Source organism: Paracoccus haematequi, from assembly GCF_900631945.1.
GTDB lineage: Bacteria > Pseudomonadota > Alphaproteobacteria > Rhodobacterales > Rhodobacteraceae > Paracoccus > Paracoccus haematequi_A.
On the sequence record NZ_UZWE01000024.1, the window covers coordinates 223470 to 248461 of the forward strand.

27 protein-coding genes are annotated in these 24992 nt (G+C 67.5%); 26 read left to right on the forward strand and 1 reads right to left on the reverse strand.

Annotated features, from left to right (window positions below; all coding sequences use genetic code 11):
* Positions 1-5 precede the first annotated feature (5 nt).
* The 24 genes from chvE to PARHAE_RS06395 all read left to right on the forward strand — a co-directional run bounded on the left by chvE (position 6) and on the right by PARHAE_RS06395 (position 22705).
* Positions 6-1067 (forward strand): multiple monosaccharide ABC transporter substrate-binding protein, encoded by a 1062-nt coding sequence (gene chvE / locus PARHAE_RS06280; RefSeq protein WP_126153745.1) that lies wholly within the window; start codon positions 6-8, stop codon positions 1065-1067.
* A gap of 52 nt (positions 1068-1119) precedes the next feature.
* Positions 1120-2652, forward strand: coding sequence for a multiple monosaccharide ABC transporter ATP-binding protein (gene mmsA / locus PARHAE_RS06285; protein ID WP_126153746.1), 1533 nt, complete (start codon positions 1120-1122; stop codon positions 2650-2652).
* Positions 2649-3857 carry a multiple monosaccharide ABC transporter permease gene (gene mmsB, locus PARHAE_RS06290; RefSeq protein ID WP_126153747.1) on the forward strand — a complete coding sequence of 403 codons (1209 nt, stop codon included), beginning with the start codon at positions 2649-2651 and terminating at the stop codon, positions 3855-3857. The genes mmsA and mmsB overlap by 4 nt, the downstream gene beginning before the upstream one ends.
* A gap of 3 nt (positions 3858-3860) precedes the next feature.
* Positions 3861-4850: an AraD1 family protein gene (gene araD1, locus PARHAE_RS06295; protein WP_126153748.1), complete on the forward strand. Its 990-nt coding sequence runs from the start codon at positions 3861-3863 to the stop codon at positions 4848-4850.
* 7 nt (positions 4851-4857) lie between these two features.
* Complete coding sequence (araD, locus tag PARHAE_RS06300; protein ID WP_126153749.1) at positions 4858-6600, forward strand: L-arabinonate dehydratase; 1743 nt, start codon at positions 4858-4860, stop codon at positions 6598-6600.
* On the forward strand, positions 6600-7511 hold the full coding sequence (locus PARHAE_RS06305; protein ID WP_126153750.1) for a Gfo/Idh/MocA family protein: 912 nt from the start codon (positions 6600-6602) through the stop codon (positions 7509-7511). Before araD ends, PARHAE_RS06305 begins: the two co-directional genes overlap by 1 nt.
* 10 nt (positions 7512-7521) lie before the next feature.
* The gene (locus PARHAE_RS06310; protein WP_126153751.1) at positions 7522-9036 is read left to right on the forward strand and encodes an aldehyde dehydrogenase (NADP(+)); all 1515 of its coding nucleotides are present in this window, start codon (positions 7522-7524) and stop codon (positions 9034-9036) included.
* Between the two features lie 60 nt (positions 9037-9096).
* A complete protein-coding gene (ytfQ, locus tag PARHAE_RS06315; protein ID WP_126153752.1) occupies positions 9097-10056 on the forward strand; it encodes a galactofuranose ABC transporter, galactofuranose-binding protein YtfQ in 960 nt (319 codons plus the stop codon).
* A 55-nt stretch (positions 10057-10111) separates the two neighbouring features.
* Complete coding sequence (locus PARHAE_RS06320; RefSeq protein ID WP_126153753.1) at positions 10112-11602, forward strand: sugar ABC transporter ATP-binding protein; 1491 nt, start codon at positions 10112-10114, stop codon at positions 11600-11602.
* Positions 11602-12615 carry an ABC transporter permease gene (locus tag PARHAE_RS06325; RefSeq protein ID WP_126153754.1) on the forward strand — a complete coding sequence of 338 codons (1014 nt, stop codon included), beginning with the start codon at positions 11602-11604 and terminating at the stop codon, positions 12613-12615. Before PARHAE_RS06320 ends, PARHAE_RS06325 begins: the two co-directional genes overlap by 1 nt.
* On the forward strand, positions 12612-13586 hold the full coding sequence (gene yjfF, locus PARHAE_RS06330) for a galactofuranose ABC transporter, permease protein YjfF (protein WP_126153755.1): 975 nt from the start codon (positions 12612-12614) through the stop codon (positions 13584-13586). The genes PARHAE_RS06325 and yjfF overlap by 4 nt, the downstream gene beginning before the upstream one ends.
* Positions 13583-14425 (forward strand): SMP-30/gluconolactonase/LRE family protein, encoded by an 843-nt coding sequence (locus PARHAE_RS06335; protein WP_126153756.1) that lies wholly within the window; start codon positions 13583-13585, stop codon positions 14423-14425. Before yjfF ends, PARHAE_RS06335 begins: the two co-directional genes overlap by 4 nt.
* Complete coding sequence (locus PARHAE_RS06340) at positions 14422-15390, forward strand: aldose epimerase family protein (protein ID WP_126153757.1); 969 nt, start codon at positions 14422-14424, stop codon at positions 15388-15390. Before PARHAE_RS06335 ends, PARHAE_RS06340 begins: the two co-directional genes overlap by 4 nt.
* Entirely contained in the window at positions 15387-16265 is an 879-nt protein-coding gene (locus PARHAE_RS06345; RefSeq protein ID WP_241232690.1) for a 2-dehydro-3-deoxygalactonokinase, read from the forward strand. Before PARHAE_RS06340 ends, PARHAE_RS06345 begins: the two co-directional genes overlap by 4 nt.
* Entirely contained in the window at positions 16262-16894 is a 633-nt protein-coding gene (locus PARHAE_RS06350; RefSeq protein WP_126153758.1) for a 2-dehydro-3-deoxy-6-phosphogalactonate aldolase, read from the forward strand. Before PARHAE_RS06345 ends, PARHAE_RS06350 begins: the two co-directional genes overlap by 4 nt.
* 93 nt (positions 16895-16987) lie before the next feature.
* Positions 16988-17542, forward strand: coding sequence for a hypothetical protein (locus PARHAE_RS21540; protein ID WP_241232691.1), 555 nt, complete (start codon positions 16988-16990; stop codon positions 17540-17542).
* Positions 17543-17674: 132 nt separating this feature from the next.
* Entirely contained in the window at positions 17675-18289 is a 615-nt protein-coding gene (locus PARHAE_RS06360) for a ribonuclease D (RefSeq protein WP_126153760.1), read from the forward strand.
* 72 nt (positions 18290-18361) lie between these two features.
* Positions 18362-19306: a KpsF/GutQ family sugar-phosphate isomerase gene (locus PARHAE_RS06365; RefSeq protein ID WP_126153761.1), complete on the forward strand. Its 945-nt coding sequence runs from the start codon at positions 18362-18364 to the stop codon at positions 19304-19306.
* A gap of 4 nt (positions 19307-19310) precedes the next feature.
* On the forward strand, positions 19311-19883 hold the full coding sequence (locus tag PARHAE_RS06370) for a hypothetical protein (RefSeq protein ID WP_126153762.1): 573 nt from the start codon (positions 19311-19313) through the stop codon (positions 19881-19883).
* A 17-nt stretch (positions 19884-19900) separates the two neighbouring features.
* A complete protein-coding gene (gene lptA, locus PARHAE_RS06375; protein WP_126153763.1) occupies positions 19901-20377 on the forward strand; it encodes a lipopolysaccharide transport periplasmic protein LptA in 477 nt (158 codons plus the stop codon).
* On the forward strand, positions 20377-21126 hold the full coding sequence (gene lptB / locus PARHAE_RS06380) for an LPS export ABC transporter ATP-binding protein (protein WP_126153764.1): 750 nt from the start codon (positions 20377-20379) through the stop codon (positions 21124-21126). Before lptA ends, lptB begins: the two co-directional genes overlap by 1 nt.
* 198 nt (positions 21127-21324) lie before the next feature.
* Entirely contained in the window at positions 21325-21900 is a 576-nt protein-coding gene (hpf, locus tag PARHAE_RS06385; RefSeq protein ID WP_126153765.1) for a ribosome hibernation-promoting factor, HPF/YfiA family, read from the forward strand.
* Positions 21901-21991: 91 nt separating this feature from the next.
* Complete coding sequence (locus PARHAE_RS06390; protein WP_126153766.1) at positions 21992-22453, forward strand: PTS sugar transporter subunit IIA; 462 nt, start codon at positions 21992-21994, stop codon at positions 22451-22453.
* A gap of 63 nt (positions 22454-22516) precedes the next feature.
* The gene (locus PARHAE_RS06395; protein WP_126153767.1) at positions 22517-22705 is read left to right on the forward strand and encodes a hypothetical protein; all 189 of its coding nucleotides are present in this window, start codon (positions 22517-22519) and stop codon (positions 22703-22705) included.
* Between the two features lie 168 nt (positions 22706-22873).
* On the opposite strand, the gene PARHAE_RS06400 is transcribed toward PARHAE_RS06395, so the two are convergent.
* Positions 22874-23743 carry a branched-chain amino acid aminotransferase gene (locus tag PARHAE_RS06400; RefSeq protein WP_126153784.1) on the reverse strand — a complete coding sequence of 290 codons (870 nt, stop codon included), beginning with the start codon at positions 23741-23743 and terminating at the stop codon, positions 22874-22876.
* 153 nt (positions 23744-23896) lie between these two features.
* Between PARHAE_RS06400 and PARHAE_RS06405 the strand changes: the two genes are divergently transcribed.
* Complete coding sequence (locus PARHAE_RS06405; protein ID WP_241232692.1) at positions 23897-24409, forward strand: MarR family winged helix-turn-helix transcriptional regulator; 513 nt, start codon at positions 23897-23899, stop codon at positions 24407-24409.
* 12 nt (positions 24410-24421) lie between these two features.
* A partial coding sequence (locus PARHAE_RS06410; protein WP_126153768.1) for a response regulator occupies positions 24422-24992 on the forward strand: 571 nt, incomplete at its 3' end.

The window sequence follows — 24992 nt, forward strand, 5'->3', positions numbered from 1 at the left end:
TGCGAATGACGAAGCTGAGACATATCCTGACTGTCGCGGCCATGGCGATGACGGTCCCGCTGGCCGCAATGGCAGCCGATGAAAAGGTGGGCATCTCGATGCCCGAAAAGATCACCGCGCGCTGGGTCGCAGACGGTGAGAACATGGTCAAGCAGTTCCAGGAGGCCGGGTATCAGACCGACCTGCAATACGCCAATGACGACATCCCGGCGCAGCTGAGCCAGATCGAGAACATGATCACCACGGGCGCGAAGGTGCTGGTGATCGCGGCGCTGGACGGCACGACCCTGTCGAACGCGCTGGAAAACGCCAAGGCGGCGGACATCAAGGTCATCGCCTATGACCGCCTGATCCGCGACACGCCGAATGTCGATTATTACGCGACCTTCGACAACTTCAAGGTCGGCGTCATGCAGGGCACCTCTCTGGTCGAGGGCCTGAAGGAACGCTTCCCGGACCAGAAGCCTTGGAACGTCGAGCTGTTCGGCGGCAGCCCGGACGACAACAACGCCTATTTCTTCTATGATGGCGCGATGAGCGTCCTTCAGCCGCTGATCGACGCGGGCGACATCGTGGTCCCCTCGGGGCAGACGGGCCTCGACAAGGTCGGCACGCTGCGGTGGGACGCGGCCACAGCCCAGTCGCGGATGGACAACATCCTGTCCGCGAATTACGGCGACAAACAGGTTCATGGCGTGCTGTCGGCGAATGACGGGCTGGCCCGCGGCATCATCTCGTCCGTGAAGGGCGTGGGCTACGGATCGGGCGACCTGAAGATGCCGATCATCACCGGGCAGGACGCGGAAATCCCCGGCATCAAGGCGATCATCGACGGCGAACAGTATTCGACGGTCTTCAAGGACACGCGCGAACTGGCCAAGGTCACGGTGGGGATGGTCAACGCCATGCTGGAAGGCAAGGAACCCGAGGTGAACGACACCAAGACCTATGACAACGGCCAGAAGGTCGTGCCGTCCTTCCTGCTGGAGCCGGTCGCGGTCACGGCGGCGAACTGGAAAGAGGTTCTGGTGGATTCGGGTTATTACACCGAAGACCAGTTGAAGTGATCCCCTGCGGTTCCGGCGCAGACCGGGGCCGCTTCACCAAGGGAGGACCGCGATGACCGCCATTCTGGAAATGCAGGGCATCACCAAGACGTTTCCCGGCGTGCGTGCGCTGAGCGACGTCAACCTGTCAGTGCGCGAAGGCGAAATCCACGCCATCTGCGGCGAAAACGGCGCGGGGAAATCGACGCTGATGAAGGTGCTGTCGGGCGTCTATCCCCATGGCAGCTACGAGGGCGAGATCCTGTATGACGGCAAGCCTGCGCGCTTCCGCGACATCCGCGACAGCGAACATGCGGGCATCGTCATCATCCACCAGGAACTGGCCCTGGTGCCGCTGCTGTCGGTGGCCGAGAACCTGTTCCTGGGCAACGAGGTCGCCAGCGGCGGGGTCATCAACTGGCCCTTGGCCTATCAGAAGACCGAGGCGCTGCTGCGCAAGGTCGGCCTGACCGAGGCGCCGACCACCAAGGTGGAAAAGCTGGGCGTGGGCAAGCAGCAGCTTGTGGAAATCGCCAAGGCGCTGGCCAAGAACGTGCGTCTGCTGATCCTGGACGAACCGACCGCCGCCTTGCAGGAAAACGACAGCCAGAAGCTGCTGGACCTGATGCTGGAACTGAAGGACCAGGGCGTCACCCAGATCATCATCAGCCACAAGCTGAACGAGATCCGCCGCGTGGCCGACCGCGTGACCGTGATCCGCGACGGATCCACCGTCTCCACCCTGGACCGCAGCGAAATCACCGAGGACCGGATCATCCGCGACATGGTGGGCCGCGACATGGCGCATCGCTATCCCGACCGGACGCCCCGGATCGGCGAGGTGCTGATGGAGGTGCGGAACTGGTCCGTGATGCACCCCGACCAGCCGCGCCAGGTGATCCGCGACGTATCGATGACCGTCCGCAAGGGAGAGATCGTCGGCATCGCCGGCTTGATGGGGTCGGGCCGCACCGAATTCGCCATGAGCCTGTTCGGCCGCAGCTATGGCCGCGACATCCGGGGCGAGGTGACGCTGGCGGGCGCCAGGCCCGACCTGTCCACCGTGTCGCGCGCCATCGACGCGGGGCTGGCCTACGTCACCGAGGACCGCAAGGTTCTGGGCCTGATCCTGGACGAGCCGATCCTGCGCAACATATCCTTGGCGAATCTGGAAGGCATCGCCAAGGGCGCGGTGCTGTCGCGGGGCCGCGAGCAGCAGGTGGCGGAGCGATACCGCAAGGCCATGAACATCCGCACGCCCAGCGTGTTCCAGCGGGTGGTGAACCTGTCGGGCGGCAACCAGCAAAAGGTGGTGCTGTCGAAATGGCTGTTCACCGATCCCAAGGTGCTGATCCTGGACGAACCCACGCGCGGCATCGACGTGGGCGCCAAGTTCGAGATCTACAACATCATGAACGACCTGGCGGGCCAGGGGCATGGCGTGGTCATGATCAGTTCGGAAATGCCCGAGCTTCTGGGCATGTGCGACCGCATCTATGTCATGAACGAAGGCCGGATCGCCGGTGAACTGACCCGCGATCAGGCCAGCCAGGAACGGATCATGGCCCTGATCCTGCAAGACGGAATGAAGGGAGAGGCCGCATGAGCACGGCTGACGCGAACAAGCCCGCCGCCGCGACGGGCATCGGCGCCCATCTGGGCAGCCACCTGCGGGAAAACGGGATGATGCTGGCCCTGGTCGCCATCGTCCTGTTCTTCTTCGTCATCGTGCGCGCGGTCCAGGGGGTCGATTTCCTGTCGGCGCAGAATATCACCAACCTGTTTTTGCAAAACAGCTATGTCATCATCATGGCCCTGGGGATGCTGCTGGTGATCGTGGCGGGCCATATCGACCTGTCGGTCGGATCGGTCGCGGCCTTTACCGGGGCGGTGGCGTCCATGCTGCTGGTCAAGATGCAACTGCCGATGCTGGTGGTGGTCCCCATGGTGCTGGTCGTGGGCGGGCTGATCGGCGCGGCCCAAGGGTACTGGATCGCCTATTGGCGCATCCCGTCCTTCATCGTCACGCTGGCCGGGATGCTGGTCTTCCGGGGTCTGACCCTGTGGCTGCTGGGCGGCCAGAACATCGGCCCGTTTGAAAAATCATTCCAGTCGCTGTCCACCGGCTTCATCCCCGACCTGTTCGGCCCGGACAAGCCCAACTTCACCGCGCTGATCCTAGTCGCCGTGGCCGCCGCCGCCATCGTCTGGGCGGGCATCCGCGGCCGCGCGCGAGAGGCCGAATTCGGCATCGCCCCCGAACCCTCGGGCTTTTTCTGGGCGCGCAACGCGGTGGTGGTGATTGCGCTGTTGTTCGTGGGCTGGAAGCTGGCCAGCTTCCGGGGCCTGCCGAACGTGCTGCTGATCATGTCGGTGCTGATCGTGCTCTATGCGTTCTTCACCGAATCCACGACCACCGGGCGGCGCATCTATGCCCTGGGCGGGAACGAGAAGGCCGCGAAGCTGTCCGGCATCAAGACCGAACGGCTGGTCTTCTTCACCTTCGTCAACATGGGCGTGCTGGCATCCCTGGCCGGGATGATCGTCACCGCGCGGCTGAACAGCGCCACCCCCAAGGCAGGCGTCGGTTTCGAACTGGACGTGATCGCGGCCGTCTTCATCGGCGGGGCTTCGATGGCAGGGGGATCGGGACGGATCATCGGCGTGGTGGTCGGCGCGCTGATCATGGGCGTGATGAACAACGGCATGTCGATCATGGGGATCGGCATCGATTATCAGCAGGTGATCAAGGGGCTGGTGCTTCTGGCCGCCGTCATCTTCGACGTTTACAACAAGACCAAGCAGGGCTGACCCATGTTTCTGTCGCAACTGAAAAGCCCCGGCGGCGACCGGGCCGTCGCCGCACGGACCGAAGACGGCGCCTGGATCGTGCCCGGCGCGCGGACCGCCCGCGATCTGGCCCTTGCCGCCATCGCCGCCGGGCGCGGCCTTGAGGCCGAGGTGACCGCGCGGGGCAGGGGCGAAGCGGTCGATCTGGCCGGGGCCCTGGCGGATGGCCGTGTCCTGCTGCCGCTGGATCATGACGACCCGGCGCATCTGCACCTGACCGGCACCGGGCTGACCCATCTGGGCAGCGCCGCCACGCGCAATTCCATGCACGCCAAGGCGGATGCCGAGGCGCTGACCGACAGCATGAAGATGTTCCGCATGGGGCTGGAGGGCGGCAAGCCGCAAGGCGGTGCTGCGGGCGTGCAGCCCGAATGGTTCTACAAGGGCAACGGGGTCAATGCGGTGGCGCCCGGCGCGCCGCTGGTCAGCCCCGGCTTTGCCCTGGATGCGGGCGAGGAACCGGAAATCGCGGGGCTTTACCTGATCGGCCCGGACGGCACGCCCTTCCGGCTGGGCTTTGCGCTGGCGAACGAGTTTTCCGACCATGTGACCGAACGCGGCAACTACCTGTGGCTGGCCCATTCCAAGCTGCGCCCCGCGAGCTTCGGCCCCGAAATGCTGGTCGGCGATCTGCCCCAGCATGTCGAGGGCACCAGCCGGATCCTGCGCAACGGCGCGGTGATCTGGGAAAAGCCCTTCCTGTCGGGCGAATCCAACATGTCGCACAGCCTTGCGAACCTGGAGCATCACCACTTCAAGTATGCGCTGTTCCGCCAGCCGGGCGACGTGCATGTGCATTTCTTCGGCACCGCCACGCTGTCCTTCGCCGATGGCGTCAAGGCGCAGGCGGGCGATGTCTTCCAGATCGAATCCCCGGCCCTGGGTTTGCCCTTGGCGAACCCGCTGGACCAGCAGCCGGACGGCGGCACCCCCGTCGCCGTCGCCACCCTCTGAGGCTATCATGACGTTCACACCCGCCCCCTGGCCCCGCCAGCTTCGTTCCCAGCATTGGTACGGGGGCACCTCGCGCGATGCGATCTATCACCGCGGCTGGATGAAGAATCAGGGCTATCCGCACGACCTGTTCGACGGCCGCCCGGTGATCGGCATCCTGAACACCTGGTCCGACCTGACCCCCTGCAACGGCCACCTGCGCGAACTGGCCGAAAAGGTGAAGGCCGGCGTCTGGGAGGCAGGCGGCTTCCCGGTCGAGGTTCCGGTGTTTTCCGCCTCGGAAAACACCTTCCGCCCCACGGCGATGATGTTCCGCAACCTCGCCGCGCTGGCGATCGAGGAAACCATGCGCGGCCAGCCGATCGACGGCGCGGTGCTGCTGGTCGGCTGCGACAAGACCACGCCGTCCTTGCTGATGGCGGCGGCATCGACCGACATCCCGTCCATCGTCGTGACGGGCGGGCCGATGCTGAACGGTTATTTCCGGGGCGAGCGGGTCGGCTCCGGCACCCATCTGTGGAAGTTTTCCGAGGCCGTGAAGGCGGGCGAGATGACTCAGGAGGAGTTCCTGGAGGCCGAGGCGTCGATGTCGCGGTCCACCGGCACCTGCAACACCATGGGCACGGCCTCGACGATGGCGTCGATGGCCGAGGCGCTTGGCATGGCGCTGTCGGGCAATGCCGCGATCCCGGCGGTGGATTCGCGCCGCCGCGTGATGGCGCAGCTTTCGGGGCGGCGGATCGTGCAGATGGTCAAGGACGACCTGAAGCCCAGCGACATCCTGACCAAGCCCGCCTTCGAGAACGCCATCCGCACCAACGGCGCCATCGGCGGGTCCACCAATGCGGTCATTCACCTGCTGGCCATCGCGGGGCGGGTGGGGGTGGACCTGACGCTGGACGACTGGGACCGCTGCGGGCGGGACGTGAAGACCATCGTGAACCTGATGCCCTCGGGCGCGTACCTGATGGAGGAGTTCTTCTATGCGGGCGGCCTGCCGGTGGTCCTGAAACGGCTGGGCGAGGCGGGGCAGTTGCACAAGGACGCCCTGACGGTCAGCGGCATGACCATCTGGGACGAGGTTCGCGACGTGGTGAACTGGAACGAGGACGTGATCCTGCCCGCCGACAAACCCCTAACCGAACAGGGCGGCATCGCCGTGCTGCGCGGCAACCTGGCACCCAGGGGGGCGGTGCTGAAACCCTCGGCCGCCAGCCCGCATCTGCTGGTCCATCGCGGCCGGGCGGTCGTGTTCGAGGATATCGACGACTACAAGGCCCGGATCGAGGACGAGGCGCTGGATATCGACGAGACCTGCGTGATGGTGATGAAGAACTGCGGACCCAAGGGCTATCCCGGCATGGCCGAGGTCGGTAATATGGGCCTGCCGCCCAAGGTGCTGCGCAAGGGCATCACCGACATGGTGCGGATTTCCGACGCGCGCATGTCGGGGACGGCCTACGGGACGGTGGTGCTGCACACCTCGCCTGAGGCGGCGGCGGGTGGCCCGCTGGCCGTGGTCCGCGACGGCGATTTCATCGAGCTGGACGTGCCGAACCGGCGGCTGCATCTGGACATTCCCGACGCCGAACTGGCCGCGCGGCTGGCCGAATGGCGTCCCACGCACGAGGTTCCGACCAGCGGCTATGCCTGGCTGCACCAGGCCCATGTCGAGGGCGCGGATACCGGAGCGGACCTGGACTTCCTGAAAGGCTGCCGGGGCAATCCGGTCGGAAAGGACAGCCACTGATGAAGATCGCGTTAGTCGGCATCGGCAAGATCGCCCTGGACCAGCATGTCCCGGCCCTGGCCGCCAGCCCCGACTGGGAACTGGCCGCGACCGTCAGCCGCCATGGCAGGGTCAACGGCATCGAAGCCTTCACCGACATCCATGCCATGCTGGAGGCGCGGCCTGATATTCCGGTCGTCAGCCTGTGCCTGCCGCCCGTGCCGCGCTTCGAGGCGGCGCAGGCGGTGCTGCGCGCGGGCCGTCACCTGATGCTGGAAAAGCCACCCGGTGCGACATTGGCCGAGGTGCATATCCTGTCCGATCTGGCGCAGGCGCAGGGGGTGACGATCTTCGCCACCTGGCATTCGCGCATGGCGATGGCGGTGGCCGCCGCCCGCGATTGGCTGGCGGGCCGGACCATCCAGGGGGGCCGGATCACCTGGCGCGAGGACGTGCGCAAATGGCATCCCGGCCAGGACTGGATTTTTGAAGCAGGCGGCATGGGCGTCTTCGATCCCGGCATCAACGCCCTGTCGATCCTGACCGAGATCCTGCCCGAACCCCTGCGCCTGCTGTCGGCCGACCTGGATTTTCCCGCGAACCGGCAGGCCCCCATCGCCGCGCGGCTGCAATTCAGCCAGCAGATCGCGGCGGATTTCGATTTCCGCCAGGAGGGCCCGCAGACCTGGGACATGGAATTCCAGACCGATGGCGGCGTGCTGGCGCTGCGGATGGGCGGCAACCGGCTGGAGATCGACGGCCGGCATGTCCAGGGCGCGGACGACATCATGGGCGAATATCCGGCGCTTTATGCGCGCATGGCAGGGCTGATTGCCGCAGGAAAGCGGGAAACGGACCTTGCGCCCATGGTCCTGGTGGCCGATGCCTTCACCCTCGGGCGGCGGAATACCGTCGCGGACTTCCATTTCTGAGGATACAGCAATGACCTTCACCCCCCATGGCAAACATCTGATCGCTGGCGAATGGCTGACCGGAGAGGGGACGTTCCGGTCCGCCCCCGCTCATGGCGCGCCGCACGACTTCAGCGGCGGAACCGTGGATCTGGTGAACCGCGCGGCCGAAGCCGCCGAGGAAGCCTTCGCCGATTATGCCGCCACCTCGCGCGAGGATCGCGCCCTGTTCCTTGAGGCCATCGCAGACCAGATCGAGGCCCGCGCCGAGGCGATCACCGCCATCGGCAGCGCCGAGACCGGCCTGCCCGAAGCGCGGCTGAACGGCGAACGGGGGCGGACCACCGGCCAGTTGCGGCTGTTCGCGGACCATATCCGCAAGGGCGATTACCTGGACCGCCGCCACGACCCGGCGCTGCCCGACCGCCAGCCCCTGCCGCGCCCCGACCTGCGGCTGATGCAGCGGCCCATCGGTCCGGTCGCGGTGTTCGGCGCCTCGAACTTTCCGCTGGCCTTTTCCACCGCCGGGGGCGACACGGCATCCGCGCTTGCCGCCGGTTGCCCGGTCGTGGTCAAGGGCCATCCCGCACATCCCGGCACCGGAGAGATCGTGGCCCAGGCGATCCATGCCGCCATCCAGGCGACGGGGATGCCCGCCGGGGTGTTCAGCTTCATCCACGGCGACAGCCATGCGGTCGGCGCGGCCCTGGTCCAGCATCCGCTGATCAAGGCGGTGGGCTTCACCGGCAGCCTGCGCGGTGGCCGGGCGCTGTTCGACCTGTGTGCCGCCCGCCCCGAGCCGATCCCCTTCTTCGGCGAACTGGGCAGCATCAATCCCGGCTTCGTCCTGCCTAAGGCGCTGGCCGCGCGCGGCGCCAAGCTGGCCGAGGGCTGGGCGGGCAGCCTGACCATGGGCGCGGGCCAGTTCTGCACCAATCCCGGCCTGATCGTGATGCCCAAGGGCGTCCTGGCCGATGCCTTCGCCACGGCGGCGGGCGACGCGCTGGCCAAGATCGCCCCGCAGGCGATGCTGACCGACGGCATCGCCGAGGCCTATCGCGCGGGCGCCGAACGCGCCGCCGGGGTTGCGACGCCGGTCTTCGAAGGCGTCAGCGAAGGCCGCAACGCGCTGCCCGCCGTCTACAAGACCACGGCCGAGGAGTTCCTGCGCGACCATACCCTGGCCGAAGAGGTGTTCGGCCCGCTGGGCGTGATCGTCACCGTCACGGGCGAGGACCAGATGCTGGAGGTGGCCCAGTCGCTTGAGGGCCAGCTGACCGCCACGCTGCACCTGGACGACGGCGACATGGATCTGGCACGCCGCCTGATGCCGGTCCTGGAACGCAAGGCGGGCCGGATCCTGGCCAACGGCTGGCCCACCGGGGTCGAGGTCGCGGATGCGATGGTCCATGGCGGGCCTTACCCGGCCTCGACCAACTTCGGCGCGACCAGCGTGGGGACCATGGCGATCCGCCGCTTCCTGCGCCCGGTCAGCTATCAGAACATCCCCGAGGCGCTGTTGCCCGAGGATCTGCGGGGCGTCTGACGCCCCGTACCATCGCCCGGCGGGAGGGTCGGGCGATTTTAACGCAACGGGAGGATTACCATGACCATCAAGACCCTGCTGGGGACCGCGGCACTTCTGGCCGTGACCGCCACCGGCGCCCTGGCCGAAGGCGAGACCGTGGGCTTTTCGCAGATCGGATCGGAATCGGGCTGGCGGGCGGCGGAAACCACGCTGACCCGGCAGCAGGCCGAGGAACGCGGCATCCAGTTGCAATTCTCGGACGCGCAGCAGAAGCAGGAAAACCAGATCGCCGCGATCCGGTCCTTCATCGCGCAAGGTGTGGACGCGATCCTGCTGGCCCCGGTCGTCGCCACCGGCTGGGATTCCGTCCTGCAAGAGGCCAAGGAGGCCGAGATCCCGGTGGTCCTGCTGGACCGCCAGGTGGACAGCGCCGACGACCTGTATCTGACCGCCGTGGGGTCGAACCTGGTCCATGAAGGCGAGGTCGCGGGCGAATGGCTGGCGGGTGAGGTCGGCGACCGCGAATGCCGCATCGTCGAATTGCAGGGCACCACCGGATCCAGCCCGGCCATCGACCGCAAGACCGGCTTTGAAAACGCCATCAAGGACCACCCGAACCTGACCATCGTGCGCAGCCAGACCGGCGATTTCACCCGCGCCCTGGGCAAGGAGGTGATGGAAAGCTTCCTCCAGGCCGAGAACGGCGGCAAGGACATCTGCGCGCTTTATGCCCACAACGACGACATGGCGGTGGGCGCGATCCAGGCCATCAAGGAGGCCGGGCTGAAACCGGGCAGCGACATCCTGGTCGTGTCCATCGACGGCGTGCCGGACCTGTTCCAGGCGATGGCCGCCGGAGAGGCGAATGCCACCGTCGAACTGACGCCCAACATGGCCGGTCCCGCCTTCGACGCCCTGGAGGCCTATTGGAAGGACGGCACCACGCCGCCGAAATTCATCCAGACCGAATCCAAGCTCTATACCCAGGCCGACGATCCGGCGGGCGAATACGAGCGCCGCAAGGGCTTGGGCTACTGATCGCCATTTGCCGGGCCGCATCCGTGGCCCGGCACTCCTGACGAAAGGGGGCGTCATGCTGCTGTCCATCCGGTCGCTGACCAAGACATTTCCGGGCACCCGCGCGCTCGACGGTGTGGATTTCGACCTGCGCGCGGGCGAGGTCCATGCCCTTCTGGGCGAAAACGGCGCGGGCAAGTCGACGCTGATCAAATGCCTGACCGGCGCCTATCGCCGCGACGGCGGCACGATGACGTTGGAGGGCGCGGCCATCGACCCGCGTTCCACCGCCCATGCGCAGGAACTGGGCATCGGCACGGTGTATCAAGAGGTCAACCTGCTGCCAAACCTGACCGTGGCGCAGAACCTGATGTTCGGACGGGAACCGCGCCGGTTCGGCCTGATCCAGACCCGCGCCATGCGGGCGCAGGCGCGCGCGCTGCTGGCCGAATACGGGCTGGATCTGGATGTGGACCGCGACCTGGGCACCTATTCCGTGGCGATCCAGCAGATCGTCGCCATTGCCCGCGCGGTTACCCTGTCGGGCAAGGTGCTGATCCTGGACGAACCCACCGCCAGTCTGGACGCGGCCGAGGTGCGGATGGTCTTCGACGTGGTGCGGGGCCTGCGGGAACGCGGCCTGGGCATCGTCTTCGTGTCGCATTTCCTGGATCAGGTCTTCGACCTATCCGACCGCGTGACCGTGCTGCGCAACGGCCGCAAGATCGTCACCACCGACATCGCCAGCCTGGACCGTGTGCGGCTGATCGAACACATGCTGGGCCGAGAGCTTGAGGACGCGACCGCCCATCACGCAGCCGCGCGCGGTCCCCGCCCGCCGATGCTGGAGTTTCGCGGCATGACCCGGCGGGGCGTGATTCAGCCGTTCGATTTGGCGGTGGGACAGGGCGAGGTCGTGGGCCTGGCAGGTCTGCTGGGATCGGGCCGGACCGAGTCCGCCGAATTGCTGTTCGGTCTGCTGGGCGCGCATTCGGGCCAGGCGCGCGACCAGGAAGGCCCGCTGGACCTGCGCAGCCCGCGCGCGGCCATCGCGGCAGGCTTCGGCTTCGTCCCCGAGGAGCGCAAGACCGACGGCATCGTTGCCGACCTGTCGATCCGCGAGAACATCATCCTGGCCTTGCAGGCCCGGCGCGGCTGGGCGAGGCCCATCCCGCGCGGGGATCAGAACCGGCTGGCCGACGACTATATCCGGCGGCTGGACATCCGCACGGCGGGCCGGGACAAGCGCATCGGCGAACTGTCCGGCGGCAACCAGCAGAAGGTGATCCTCGCCCGCTGGCTGGCGATGAACCCGCGCTTCCTGATCCTGGACGAACCCACGCGCGGCATCGACGTGGGCGCCCATGCGGAAATCGTCCGGCTGATCCACGAGCTTGTGGAACAGGGCATGTCCCTGCTGGTCATCAGTTCGGAAATCGACGAACTGATCGCGGTGTCCGACCGGGTGATCGTGCTGCGCGACCGCCGCCATGTGGCCGAACTGACCGGGACCGAGATCGCGCCGAACCGCATCATGCAGGCCATCGCCGCGACCGAGGCCACGTGATGGAGATGCTGAAACGCCTTGCCCCGCAACTGGTCGCCCTGGCCGCCCTGGCCGCCGTGGTGACGGCCTTCTATCCGGGGTTCCTGTCGGTCCAGATGAACGATGGGCGGCTGGTCGGGCCTGTCATCGACGTGCTGAAGCGATCCGCCCCGGTGGCGCTGCTGGCAGTGGGCATGACGCTGGTGATCGCCACGCGCGGCATCGACCTGTCGGTCGGCACGATCATGGCGATCTGCGGCGCGGTCGCGGCATCCGCCGTCGCGGCCGGCTGGGGTCTGCCCGCCGCGATCCTGCTGGCGCTTGGCGCAGGCGTGCTGGCGGGGCTGTGGAACGGCGCGCTTGTGGCCGTGGTCGGCATCCAGCCCTTCGTCGCCACGCTGATCCTGATGACCATGGGGCGCGGCATCGCGCAACTGATCACCGAGGGGCGGATCCTGACCTTCACCGATCCCGGCTTCGGCTGGATCGGGTCGGGCACGGTCGCCGGGCTGCCGGTGCCGGCCTGGATCTGGATCGCCACCGCCATCGCCACGGCGCTGCTGATGCGCCGCACCGCCCTGGGCCTGCTGGTCGAGGCGACCGGCATCAACCGCCGCGCCAGTGCCCTGGCCGGGATCAACGCCACGGTGCTGCTGATCGCGGTCTATGCCGCGTCGGGCCTGTGCGCGGCATTGGCCGGGCTGATCGTCACCGCCGACATCCGCGGGGCCGATGCCAACAATGCCGGCCTGTGGCTGGAACTGGACGCGATCCTGGCGGTGGTCATCGGCGGCAATTCCCTGCTGGGCGGGCGGTTTTCCATCGCCGCGTCGGTGATCGGCGCGCTAATCATCACGACCATCAGCATCGGCATCCGGCTGATCGGCTTTCCGTCCGAATACAACCTCATCATCAAGGCCGGGCTGGTGCTGGTGATTCTGGTGCTGCAATCGCCGCGCATCAGCGCCGAATGGCGGCTGTGGCGCGACAGCCACCGCGCCAGCCGCGAAGCCAGCTTGCGGAGACAGGCATGAACACCCGCGCGCTGCCGCTCTATGTCACCATCGGCATCTTCCTGCTGGCCTATCTGGTCTTCTGGCTGCAATTCCCGAACATCCTGTCCACCCGCGTCATCGGCAACCTGCTGACCGACAACGCCTATCTGGGCATCGTCGCGGTCGGCATGACGCTGGTGATCCTGTCGGGCGGGATCGATCTGTCGGTCGGATCGGTGATCGCCTTTTCCGGCGTGTTCATCGCCGTGCTGCTGCGCGACACGTCGCTGCACCCGCTGGCGGTCTTCGCGATCCTGCTGGCGCTGACCACGGCCTTCGGGGCGGGCATGGGCTTTCTGATCGACCGGCTGGCGATGCCCGCCTTCATCGTCACGCTGGCGGGCATGTTCCTGGCACGCGGCGCGGCCTATATCCTGTCCATCGATTCCGTGCCGATCCAGCATCCGTTCTATGACTGGCTGCAATCGCTGTATTGGCTGATGCCGGGCAAGGGGCGGCTGCGGCTGATCGGCATGGTGATGGTCGCCACCTTCATCCTGGGCATGATCGTGGCGCACAAGACCCGCTTCGGCGCATCCGTCTATGCCCTGGGCGGGGGCGAGGCCACAGCGCGGCTGATGGGCGTCCGGCAGGGGCGCACCACGGTGCTGGTCTATGCGTTTTCCGGCGCGATGGCCGGGCTGTCGGGGATTGTCTTTTCGATCTATACCGGGTCGGGCTATTCGCTGGCGACGGTGGGGACCGAACTGACCGCCATCGCCGCCGTGGTGATCGGCGGCACGCTGCTGACCGGGGGGGCGGGATACATGTTCGGCACCTTCGTCGGCGTGCTGACCATGGGGCTGATCCAGACCTATATCGTCTTCGACGGCAGCCTGTCGTCCTGGTGGACGAAGATCGTCATCGGCGTCCTTCTGCTGGCCTTCATCCTGCTGCAAAAGGCCCTGCTGAAACTGTCGCGGATGCGGCTTGCGAAAGGGGTATCATGATCCACGACCACCGCCGTTGCGAACTGGGCGAGGGGGCGCTGTGGCACCCCGAACGCCGGCAGTTCTTCTGGTTCGACATCCTGGGCAGGCGGCTGCTGTCGCAGGACGCGGATCGCACGCCGCTGGAATGGCCGCTGGGCCGCATCGCTTCGGCGGCGGGCTGGATCGACCGCGACCGGCTGCTGGTCGCCACGGAAACGGGGCTGGCGGTGCTGTCGCTGGCCGATGGCAGGCTGACCGATGTCGCGGCCGTCGAGGCCGACAACCCGGACACCCGGTCGAACGACGGGCGCGCCGACCGGCAGGGCGGGTTCTGGTTCGGCACCATGGGCAAGAAGGCCGAAAAGGGCGCGGGCGCGATCTATCGCTTTTATCGGGGCGAGGTGCGCAAGCTGGTGGATCCGATCACCATCCCGAACTCGATCTGTTTTTCGCCCGACGGGGGAACGGTGCATTATTCGGACACCGACCGCAGCATCGTCTGGCGACAGGATCTGGATTTGGACGGCTGGCCCGTGGGGGAACCGCAGATCTATCTGGATCTGTCCGCGCAAGGCTGGTCGCCCGATGGCGCGGTGATCGACGCGGGGGGCGGGTTTTGCTGCGCGGTCTGGGGGCAGGGGGCGGTGATGCGCTTCGATGCGGATGGCCAACGGACCCATGACTGGAAGGTCGGCGGGCGGCATTCGTCCTGCCCTGCCTTCGGCGGACCGGATCTGGCGCATCTGCTGGTCACGACCGCGCGCGACGGGATCGAGGCGCCCGACGACGCGCAGGGCAAGACCTATCGCCTTGAACCGGGCCTGACCGGCCTGGCCGAACCCCGTGTGATGCTGTGACCTGGACCCTGCCCGACGGACGCCGCGTGGACCAGCTGACGCTGACCGGCGGCGGGCTGACCGCGCAGGTGCTGACCCTGGGCGCGACGGTGCAGGATCTGCGGCTGGAGGGCATCGGGCATCCGCTGGTTCTGGGCTGCCCCGATCCGGCGGATTATCTGGACAGGGGCCTTTATCTGGGCGCTATCGTCGGGCGGTTCGCCAACCGTATCGGCGGGGCGCGGTTCACGCTGGACGGAAAGGAATACCGTACCGACCCGAATTTCCGCGACCGCCACACCCTGCATGGCGGATCGCGCGGGACGAACCGGCATGTCTGGACGGTCGAGGATGCACAGGGCGACAGCGCTACCCTGACGCTTTGCCTGCCGGACGGAGACATGGGCTTTCCCGGCACCATGACCATCCGCGCCGAGATTGCCCTGCGCAATGGCGCGCTGGTCTTCGACCTGTCGGCCACCTCGGATGCGCCGACGCCCTGCAACCTGGCGCATCACGGCTATTTCGACCTGGACGGCAACGGCGATGTGCGCGGCCACCGGCTGCGGATCGCGGCGGATCGTTACCTGCCGGTCGACGGCGATCTGATCCCGCTGCCGGGCAAGGCGCCGGTCCAGGGCACGCGTTTCGATTTCCGGCAGGCGCGGCCCATCGCGCCGGGGGAATACGACCATAATTTCTGCCTGTCGGATGGTCCGGTCGCCCGACGTGTCGTGGCCGAGCTCACCGGGCAAACGGGGCTGCGGATGCAGATCGAAACCGACCGACCCGGATTGCAGCTTTACGATGGCCCGCATTTCGACGGACTGCCGGGGCTGGATGGCCGCCGCTATGGCCGCTTTGCCGGGGTGGCGCTGGAAACCCAGGGCTGGCCCGATGCGCCGAACCGGCCGGATTTCCCCGACGCGATCCTGCGGCCCGGCCAGACCTATCGCCACCATGCTGCCTACAGGTTTTCCGGGTGACCGCGCTGATCGGCATCGACTGGGGCACGACCTCGTTCCGCGCCTGGCGGATGGGCGCGGAGGGTAAGGTGTTGGAAGCCGTCGGCGATGGCCCCGGCATCCTGGCGGCAGGCGCCCTGCCGGGCGGGTTCCGCCAGGCCCTGCAAGACCGGATCGGCGGCTGGCTGGACGGCGCGCCGGTCATCGCATCCGGCATGATCACCAGCCGCAACGGCTGGGTGGAAACGCCTTACCTGCCCTTGCCGCTGGACGCCGCCGCGCTGGCCGACAGCCTGACCCTGCATGACGGCATCCATTTCGTGACCGGCGCGGTCAGCGACCCGGACGGCCCCGCCCCCGACGTGATGCGCGGCGAGGAAACCGAGATCATCGGCCATCTGGCGGGCGGGGGCGCCGACGGGCTGTTCGTCCTGCCCGGCACCCACAGCAAATGGGCGCGGGCACGGGGCGGGCGGATCACCGCCTTTCGCACCGTCATGACCGGCGAAGTCTTCGCGGTCCTGCGCGACCATTCGATCCTGGGCCGGCTGATCCAGCCGGGACCGGGCGATGAGGACGCCTTCCGCCGCGGGGTCGAGGCTGGGTGGCAGGATGGCGCGCTGCTGGGGCGCATCTTCAGCGCCCGAACGCTGGCGCTGCTGGACCGGCTGGCGCCCCAGGACATCGCCGATTACCTGTCGGGCCTGCTGATCGGGGACGAGGTCGCCCAGGGCGCGCGGGACGCGGGCGGCCCGGTCACGATCATCGGGCGGGGCGATCTGGCCGCGCGATATCGCATCGCGCTTGACATGATGGGCATCGCCGCCGTGATCGCGCCGCCGGGCATGGCGCGGCGGGGACTGTGGGAAATTGCCCGGATCAAGGGGCTTTCATGACCGATTTCGATACCGCCTTCGCCGCCAACCCGCTGATCGCGATCCTGCGCGGGCTGCGCCCGGACGAGGCCGCCGCGACCGCCGCCGCGTTGATCGACGCAGGCTTCACGATCCTGGAGGTGCCGCTGAACTCTCCCCAACCGCTGGACAGCATCGCCCGGATGGCCGACGCGGCCCCCGATGCGATCATCGGTGCGGGCACGGTGCTGCGGCCCGAACAGGTCGGCGCGGTGGCCGAGGCCGGGGGCCGGATCATCATCGCCCCCAACTTCGACCCTCGCGTCGCGTCCGAGGCGCGGCGGCTGGGCCTGGCCTATTGCCCCGGCGTCGGCACCGTGACCGAGGCTTTCGCCGCGCTTGAGGCCGGGGCCGCCGCCCTGAAGCTGTTCCCGGCCGAGATGATCCCCCCCGCCGCCGTCAAGGCGATGCGCGCCGTGCTGCCGCGAGACGCCCGGCTGCTGCCGGTGGGCGGCATCGACCCGGCGGCGATGGCGGGATACCGCAAGGCGGGGGCGGACGGTTTTGGTCTGGGATCGGCGCTGTATCGGCCCGGCCAGGACGCGGCCGTCACCGGCGACCGGGCCTGCGGCTTCATGGCGGCCTGGCAGGCCCTGCGGGCCATGACATAAGTTAAGCCGGTCGGCCTTGGGGGAACATTGCCGGAAGGGGCGCGTTTCGGGCGATGCGCCGGTGGGAGGCGTATCACATTCCGGGAGGATCAGATGAAAGCCACATTCACTTGGGTGGCCGGCGGCGCATTCCTGGCGTTGACGGCGGTTTCCGCGCAGGCCGACTGCGCCGCCGAACTGGCGCGCCTGACCGAGGGCGGCGCGGCGGCGGAAGGAATCTCGAAGGACGGTTCGCTTGCGCCGCTGGAAGGGGCGCCGGACGCGGCGGCGGGCTCGGATGCCGCCGCCACCGAGGCCGCGGATACGGCCGAGGCCGCGGGCATGAACAGCGCGGCGCCGACGCCCGAGGGCGCGGCTGACGGCGCGGCATCCACCGATACCGCCGGGGCCGACGGGGGCGAGGGGATCGCCAAGGACGGAACCCATGTGCCGCTGGAGGACGCGTCGGGCCAGCAGGCGGGCGTGGCCATGTCGGGCGCCGATGCCCAGGCCCAGCAGGAGGGCCAGCCCACCGCTGCCGAACAGGCCAGCGGCGGCGCCATGGACCATTCCGGCCGCGAGGCCCATATCCAGGCCGCGCGCGACGCGCTTGCCGCCGGGAATGAAGACGCCTGCATGGAAGCGGTGAAGGCCGCTCAGTCGTCCTGAGCTCTGTTTGGCCGGGGCCAGCGTCCCCGGCCATCCGCCGCGTTGCCGCCGGTCATGCGAAAAGACTGGAATGCCGCGCCGCTTTCTGGTGAGAGAGGCGCCATCACAGCCTGGCCCCGGATGGACGACGCGATGAGCATACATCTTTACCCCAACGACCTGCCCGACGACCTGACCCTTGGCCCGGTCGTCGCCATCGACACGGAAACGATGGGGCTGGATCCCCGGCGCGACCGGCTGTGCCTGGTGCAGTTGTCGTCGGGCGACGGCGATGCGCATCTGGTCCAGATCGAACGCGGCCAGACCGAGGCGCCGAACCTGTGCCGGATGCTGACCGATCCCAAGGTTCTGAAGCTGTTCCATTTCGGCCGCTTCGACATCGCCGCCCTGGAAAACGCCTTCGGCGTGGTGACGGCGCCGGTCTGGTGCACCAAGATCGCCTCGAAGCTGGTGCGCACCTATACCGACCGACACGGGTTGAAATACCTGCTGAGCGAACTGGTCGGCGTGGATGTCTCCAAGCAGCAGCAGACCAGTGACTGGGGCGCGGCCGACCTGACCGATGCGCAGCTGGAATATGCGGCATCCGACGTGCTGCACCTGCACAAGCTGAAAGAGGCTCTGGAAGACCGGCTGCGGCGCGAGAACCGCATGGGGCTGGCCCAGGCCTGCTTCGACTTCCTGCCCGCCCGCGCCCATCTGGATTTGCTGGGCTGGGGGGATGAAAACGACATCTTCCGGCACTAGATGTCGGGCAGCCGGGGGCTTCGCGCCCCCGGACCCCCGCGGGATATTTAGACCAAGGCAAAGGCAGGCGGTTTGAACGATTATCTGGAAACGGCGCGGCGTGTCATCCTGGCCGAGGCGCAGGGGCTGGCCCTTCTGGCCGAGGGGCTGAACGGCGATTTCGCCCGCGCGGTGGATCTGATCCTGGGAGCGCGGGGCCGGGTGATCGTGTCGGGCATGGGCAAGTCGGGCCATGTCGGGCGCAAGATCGCGGCCACCTTCGCATCCACCGGGACGCCCGCGCAATTCGTCCATCCCGCCGAGGCCAGCCATGGCGACCTGGGCATGGTCACGCAGGCCGACGTGGCCCTGGTCTTGTCCAACAGCGGCGAGACGCCGGAACTGGCCGACCTGATCGCCCATACCCGCCGGTTCGGGATTCCGCTGATCGGCGTCGCCTCGCGCGCCGAATCCACGCTGCTGCGCCAGGCGGATGTGGCGTTGGTTCTGCCAGCCGCGCCCGAGGCCTGCGGCAGCGGCATCGTGCCGACGACTTCAACCACCATGACGCTGGCGCTTGGCGATGCCCTGGCCATTGCGCTGATGGAGCATCGGAAGTTCACCCCCGAGCATTTCCGCACCTTCCATCCCGGCGGCAAGCTGGGCGCGCGGCTGGCCAAGGTGGGCGACCTGATGCACCGCGACATGCCTCTGGTGCCCGAGGATGCGCCGATGACGGACGCGCTGCTGGTCATCAGCCAGAAGGGGTATGGCGTGACCGGCGTCACCGACCGGGCAGGGCATCTGGTCGGCATCATCACCGACGGCGACCTGCGGCGGCACATGCAGGGCCTGCTGGATCGCCGCGCGGCCGAGGTGATGACCCCCGGTCCCCGCGTGATCGCGCCCGACGCCCTGGCGGAAACCGCTTTGGCGCAGATGCAGGACCGCAAGATCACCTGCCTGTTCGCGGTGGCCGAGGGGATGCCGCAGGGCATCCTGCATATCCACGACTGCCTGCGGGCCGGGATCGTCTAGGGCGATGAACCGCACCCGGATCGTCCGCTGGCTGCGTGTCCTGCTGCCCCTGACGGCGCTGGCGATGCTGTCGGTGCTGTTCCTGTTCTCGCGTCAGGGCGACGGGGAATCGCAGATCCCCTATGCCGATGTGGACGCGCAGTCGATGGCCCGCGACCCGCGGCTGGTGGCCCCCGAATATGCGGGCGTGACGGCGGACGGGGCGCAGCTGGTCCTGCGCGCGACCGAGGCCGCGCCGGCCGGGGGAAGCGGCGGCAAGGCCCGCGATCTGCAACTGGACTGGCAGCGCCCAGACGGGCTGCGCGCCGATCTGACCGCGCCCCAGGCGGGGATGGACGGGGGCGCGATCCGGTTGGGCGGGGGGGTCAGGATGACCACATCCTCGGGCTGGACGGTCGATGCGCCCAGCGTCGAGGCCGCGACCGACCGATCCCGGATCGCCGCCGAGGACGGCGTGCAGGCCCAGGCGCCCTTCGGCAGCCTGTCCGCCCGGCGGATGGAGCTTGCGCCTGACACGGCGGGGGACGCTTCGATCTTGAATTTCTCGGGCGATGTCCGTCTGATATACCAGCCCTGACCCAAAGGACCGAACCGATGCTGCGCCCCCTGCTGACAGCCCTGATCCTTGCCGCCACCCCGGCTGTCGCGCAGAACGTCGCCTTCGGGGGGATGCGCGCCGATATCACCGCCCCGGTCGAGGTCCGGGCCGACAATCTGTCCGTCAACCAGGCTGACGGCAGCGCGGTTCTGACCGGCAATGTCGTGATCGGCCAGGGCGGCATGCGGCTGTCCGCCGACAGGGTGACGATCATCTATGCCGAAGGGGACCAGAACCGCATCCGGTCGCTGGACGCCGTCGGCAATGTGACGCTGGTCTCCGGTCCCGACGCGGCCGAGGCCAAGGCCGCCACCTATGACGTGGCCGGGGGCAATGTCACGCTGACCGGCGACGTGGTGCTGACCCAGGGGCAGAACGTGCTGACCGGCGACACGATGCAGGTGAACCTGGGCACCGGACAGGCGCAGGTCCAAGGCCGGGTGCGGTCGGTGCTGCAACCGGGCGGCAACTGATGCGGGGCGCGGCGGGACGGTCGGGCGACGGGCTGCGGGTCCGGGGGCTGCGCAAATCCTATCGCAACCGTCCGGTGATCCGCGACGTGTCGGTCGATCTGGCGCGCGGAGAGGTCGTGGCCCTGCTGGGGCCGAACGGATCGGGCAAGACCACCTGCTTTTACTGCATCGCCGGGCTTGTGCCGCCCGATGCCGGGCAGGTTCTGATCGACGGGCGGGACGCCACGCGCCTGCCGATGTTCCGCCGCGCGCGGATGGGCATCGGGTATCTGCCGCAGGAGATGTCGATCTTTCGCGGGTTGACGGTCGAACAGAACATCATGGCCGTGCTGGAGGTCGTGCACGAGGATCCCCGCCACCGCCGCGACCGGCTTGAGGAGTTGCTGGGCGACTTTTCCATCGAGCATCTGCGCTCCGCCCCCGCCCTGGCGCTGTCGGGCGGCGAACGCCGCCGGGCCGAGATCGCGCGCTGCCTGGCCTCGGATCCCAGTTTCCTGCTGCTGGACGAGCCCTTCGCGGGCGTCGATCCCATCGCCGTGGGCGAGATTCGCGGCCTGGTCCACGACCTGAAATCGCGCGGCATCGGCGTGCTGATCACCGATCACAACGTGCGCGAGACGCTGGGCATCGTCGACCGTGCCTATATCCTGCATGACGGGCATGTGCTGATGTCCGGTACCACCGACCAGATCGTCGCCGATCCCAAGGTGCGCGAGGTCTATCTGGGCGAAGGCTTCCGCATGGCGTGACGGGTTGTCGCGTGGCCTTGCGGAACCGTCGCGGTGAAATCGGTCGCCGCCGACCCGCACCCCGTTGACAGAACCGATCCGCTGTCACCAGATTGATAGATGCGGGTGCGGCAGGAACCGCATCCCGCCATCCCCGTTTCCGCCCTGTGCCGGCAGACGGGCCGGCGCATGGAAGACGGGCAACCGAGAGGAAAGACGATGCGCTATACCATCAGCGGAAAACAGATCGATGTCGGCGATGCGCTTTCGACGCATGTGAAGACGCAAGTGGGCGAAACGGTCGGCAAGTATTCGCAGCGCCCCACGGATGCGACGGTCACCTTTTCCAAGGATGCCCATCAGTTCCTGTGCGACGCCGTGGTACATCTGTCCACCGGGCTGAACGTGACGGCCCGCGGCGCTGCCACCGAGATCTATGCCGCTTTCGAGGCCTGCCGCGAAAAGATGGACAAGCAGCTTCGCCGCTACAAGCGCCGCCTGAAGGATCACCACAAGGACAGGTCCGAGCCGGTTGAATTCGGGCAGGCGGGCATGTATGTGCTGGCCGCCGACGAGGATGAATGGGAAGCGCAGGACAGCGGCCTGCAACCGATCATCATCGCGGAAATGGAAACCCGCGTGCCCACGCTGTCGGTGGGCGATGCGGTGATGCAGATGGAACTGTCGGGCACCCCGCTTCTGGTGTTCCGCAATGAAAAGCACGGGGGCGTCAATGTGGTCCACCGCCGCGACGACGGCAATGTGGGCTGGATCGACCCGCGCGGCAATGGCTGAGGCCGCCGCGCGGAACGCCTGACGAACGAGAGTTGACGCGCCCCCGGCATTCTGCGCGGGGGCGCTTGAGCCTTTGGGAAAGACGCCAGCCATGCAGTTGACCGAAATCCTCAAGCCCGGAGCCGTACGGTCCCTGGGGCAGGTAACCTCCAAAAAGCGCCTGTTTCAGGAGCTTGCGGATCTGGCCCATGCCGAATACGGCCTGAACGCGACCGAGGTTCTGGACGCGTTGCAGGAACGCGAAAGCCTGGGGCCGACCGGCGTCGGCCAGGGCGTGGCGCTGCCCCATGCGCGGCTGCACGGGCTGCACACGGTGGTGGGTCTGTTCGTGCGGCTGGAAAAGCCCCTGGATTTCGACGCGGTGGACCGCCAGCCGGTCGATCTGGTCTTCGGCCTGCTGGCGCCCGAATCCAGCGGCGTCGATCACCTCAAGGCGCTGGCGCTTGTGTCCCGCACCTTGCGCGACGCCGACCTGCGCGCCAAGCTGCGCGCCAATGACGATCCGGTCGCGCTGCACGCCGTTCTGGCCGCGCAGGGCATTAAGGCCGCCTGAGGGTTTGATCCACGGCGATTCGGTCCTATATTGACGCTCTCTCTGTCCTAGAGGAGGCCGGATATGAACAAGCATATTATCGACCAACCCCGAGAGAACAGCGGCACGCGCCTGCGGGAATTCGCCCGTTACGAACGCGAATCGGGCACCCATCCCGCCATCGAAACCCTGCACAGCCGCCCGCAGATGCGGGCCGAGGACAATCGCCTGGCGGCCGAATTCCTGCGCATCGAACGCGAACAGATGCGTTAGCCGATCCTAGTCGGCGCCGTCGCCATACTTGGGGTGGTGCCCGCCAGCCTATAGGTCGGCACCGGCGCCAACTTACGCGCCGCGTCGATGATGGGTCTGAAAAAGGGGCGCAAGACAGCGAAGGGCCGCCCTTTCGGACGGCCCCTTGGATGGCGGTTGCGGCGCGGATCAGGCGCGGACCAGCCGTTCATAGTCCTCGCTGATCTTCCGCGTCGTGTTGCCGACCTGGAAATGCCAGTCGCCGATCTGGCCGACCGGGGTCACCTCGGCCGCCGTGCCGGTCAGGAAGCATTCCTGGAAATCCTCCAGCTCCTCGGGGCGGATGCGGCGTTCGTGGACCACGGTGCCGTTGTCCTTCAGCATCTGGATGATGGTCTGGCGGGTGATGCCGTTCAGGAAGCGGTCGGCCTGGGGGGTGTGGACCTCGCCGTCCTTGATGAAGAAGATGTTGGCGCCGGTCGCCTCGGCCACATAGCCTTCCCAGTCCATGAACAGCGCGTCGGAACAGCCCTTCGCCTCGGCCGCGTGCTTCGACATGGTGCAGATCATGTACAGACCGGCGGCCTTGGCGGCGGTGGGGATGGTTTCCGGCGACGGGCGCTTCCATTTCGCCACGTCCAGCTTGGCGCCCTGCCATTTCGCGTCGCCGTAATAGCTGCCCCATTCCCAGCAGGCCACGGCCATGCGGACCTTGTTGCGCGCCGCCGACACGCCCATGTCGGGGCCAGAGCCGCGCCACATCACCGCGCGGACATAGGCGTTGGTGAAGCCGTTGGCCTTCAGCACGGCTTCCTTCGCGGCATCGATTTCCTCGGCGGAATAGGGCGACTGCATGTCCAGCAGGCGGGCCGATTCGATCAGCCGCAGCGAATGGTCGTGGCCCTTGAAGATCTTGCCGTCATAGCACCGCTCGCCCTCGAAGACCGAGCTTGCGTAATGCAGCGCGTGGGTCAGGATATGCACATTCGCGTCGCGCCAGTCGACCAGTTCGCCATCCATCCAGATCTTGCCGTCGCGATCGTCATAGGCCGCCGTCATCATTCTCTCCAATCCCGCCGGGCTTTGCGATTCTTGCGCCAGTTCGCCCGGAACCGAACCTTTTGTTGCGCGAAGTGCTTGACGCCTAGCAATCGAATCTTGGAAAGTCAACAACACTGCCCTATCAAGGGGCGAACCGGGAAAGGAGTGGCGATGGCCGAGACGATGCGCGTTCATACCTTGATGGGCGAGGATCTGCTGTTCCTGACCGACGACAAGCTGCGTCGCGGGATCGAGGCGATGTTCTTCGCCTATCGCGCCTTCACCGCCGATCCCGACCTGATCCTGGCGGGGCTGGATTACGGCCGCGCCCATCACCGGGCGCTGCATTTCATCCACCGCGATCCGGGGCTGACGGTCACGGCGCTGCTGGACGTGCTGGGCGTGACCAAGCAGTCGCTGAACCGCGTGCTGCGCACCCTGATCGAGGACGGGCTGGTCGAAAGCCGCGTCGGCCGCCGCGACCGGCGCGAACGCCACCTGCACCTGACGGAAAAAGGCGCGGCCCTGGAGCGGCGGCTGTCCGAAGCGCAGCGCGCGCGGATGCGCCAGGCCTATCGCGCCGCAGGACCGCAGGCGGTGGCGGGCTTTCGTCAGGTGCTGGAGGCGATGATGGACCCCGAGACGCGGGCGCAGTATCAGTCGATGAAGGATCTGCCCGAATAAGGCCCGCACGACATGAGCCAGTCTGACGCCCATCTGCTGATCGTCGATGACGACGAACGCATCCGTGCGCTGCTGGGCCGGTTCCTGCGCAAGAGCGGATTTCTGGTCACGCTGGCCCGCGACGCGGCCCAGGCCCGCCGGTTGCTGGCCGGGCTGGACTTCGACCTGATCGTGATGGACGTGATGATGCCGGGCGAGGACGGATTCGCGCTGACCCGGTCCTTGCGCGAAAGGCTGACCACGCCGATCCTGCTGCTGACCGCGCGCGGAGAGACCGAGGACCGCATCACCGGGCTGGAAGTCGGCGCCGACGATTACCTGCCCAAGCCCTTCGAGCCGCGCGAATTGCTGCTGCGCATCAACGCGATCCTGCGCCGCATTCCCGCGCCCGAGGTTCACCAGCCGAAATTCCTGACCCTGGGGGCGTTGCGATACGACATCGACAAGGGGGAATTGTGGCAGGGCGAAAGCCACCTGCGTCTGACCGGCACCGAACAGGCGCTGCTGCGCCGCCTGGCCGCCAGCCGGGGCGAGCCCGTCAGCCGCGCCGATTTGATCGACGACCTGGGCCGGGGCGGCGGGG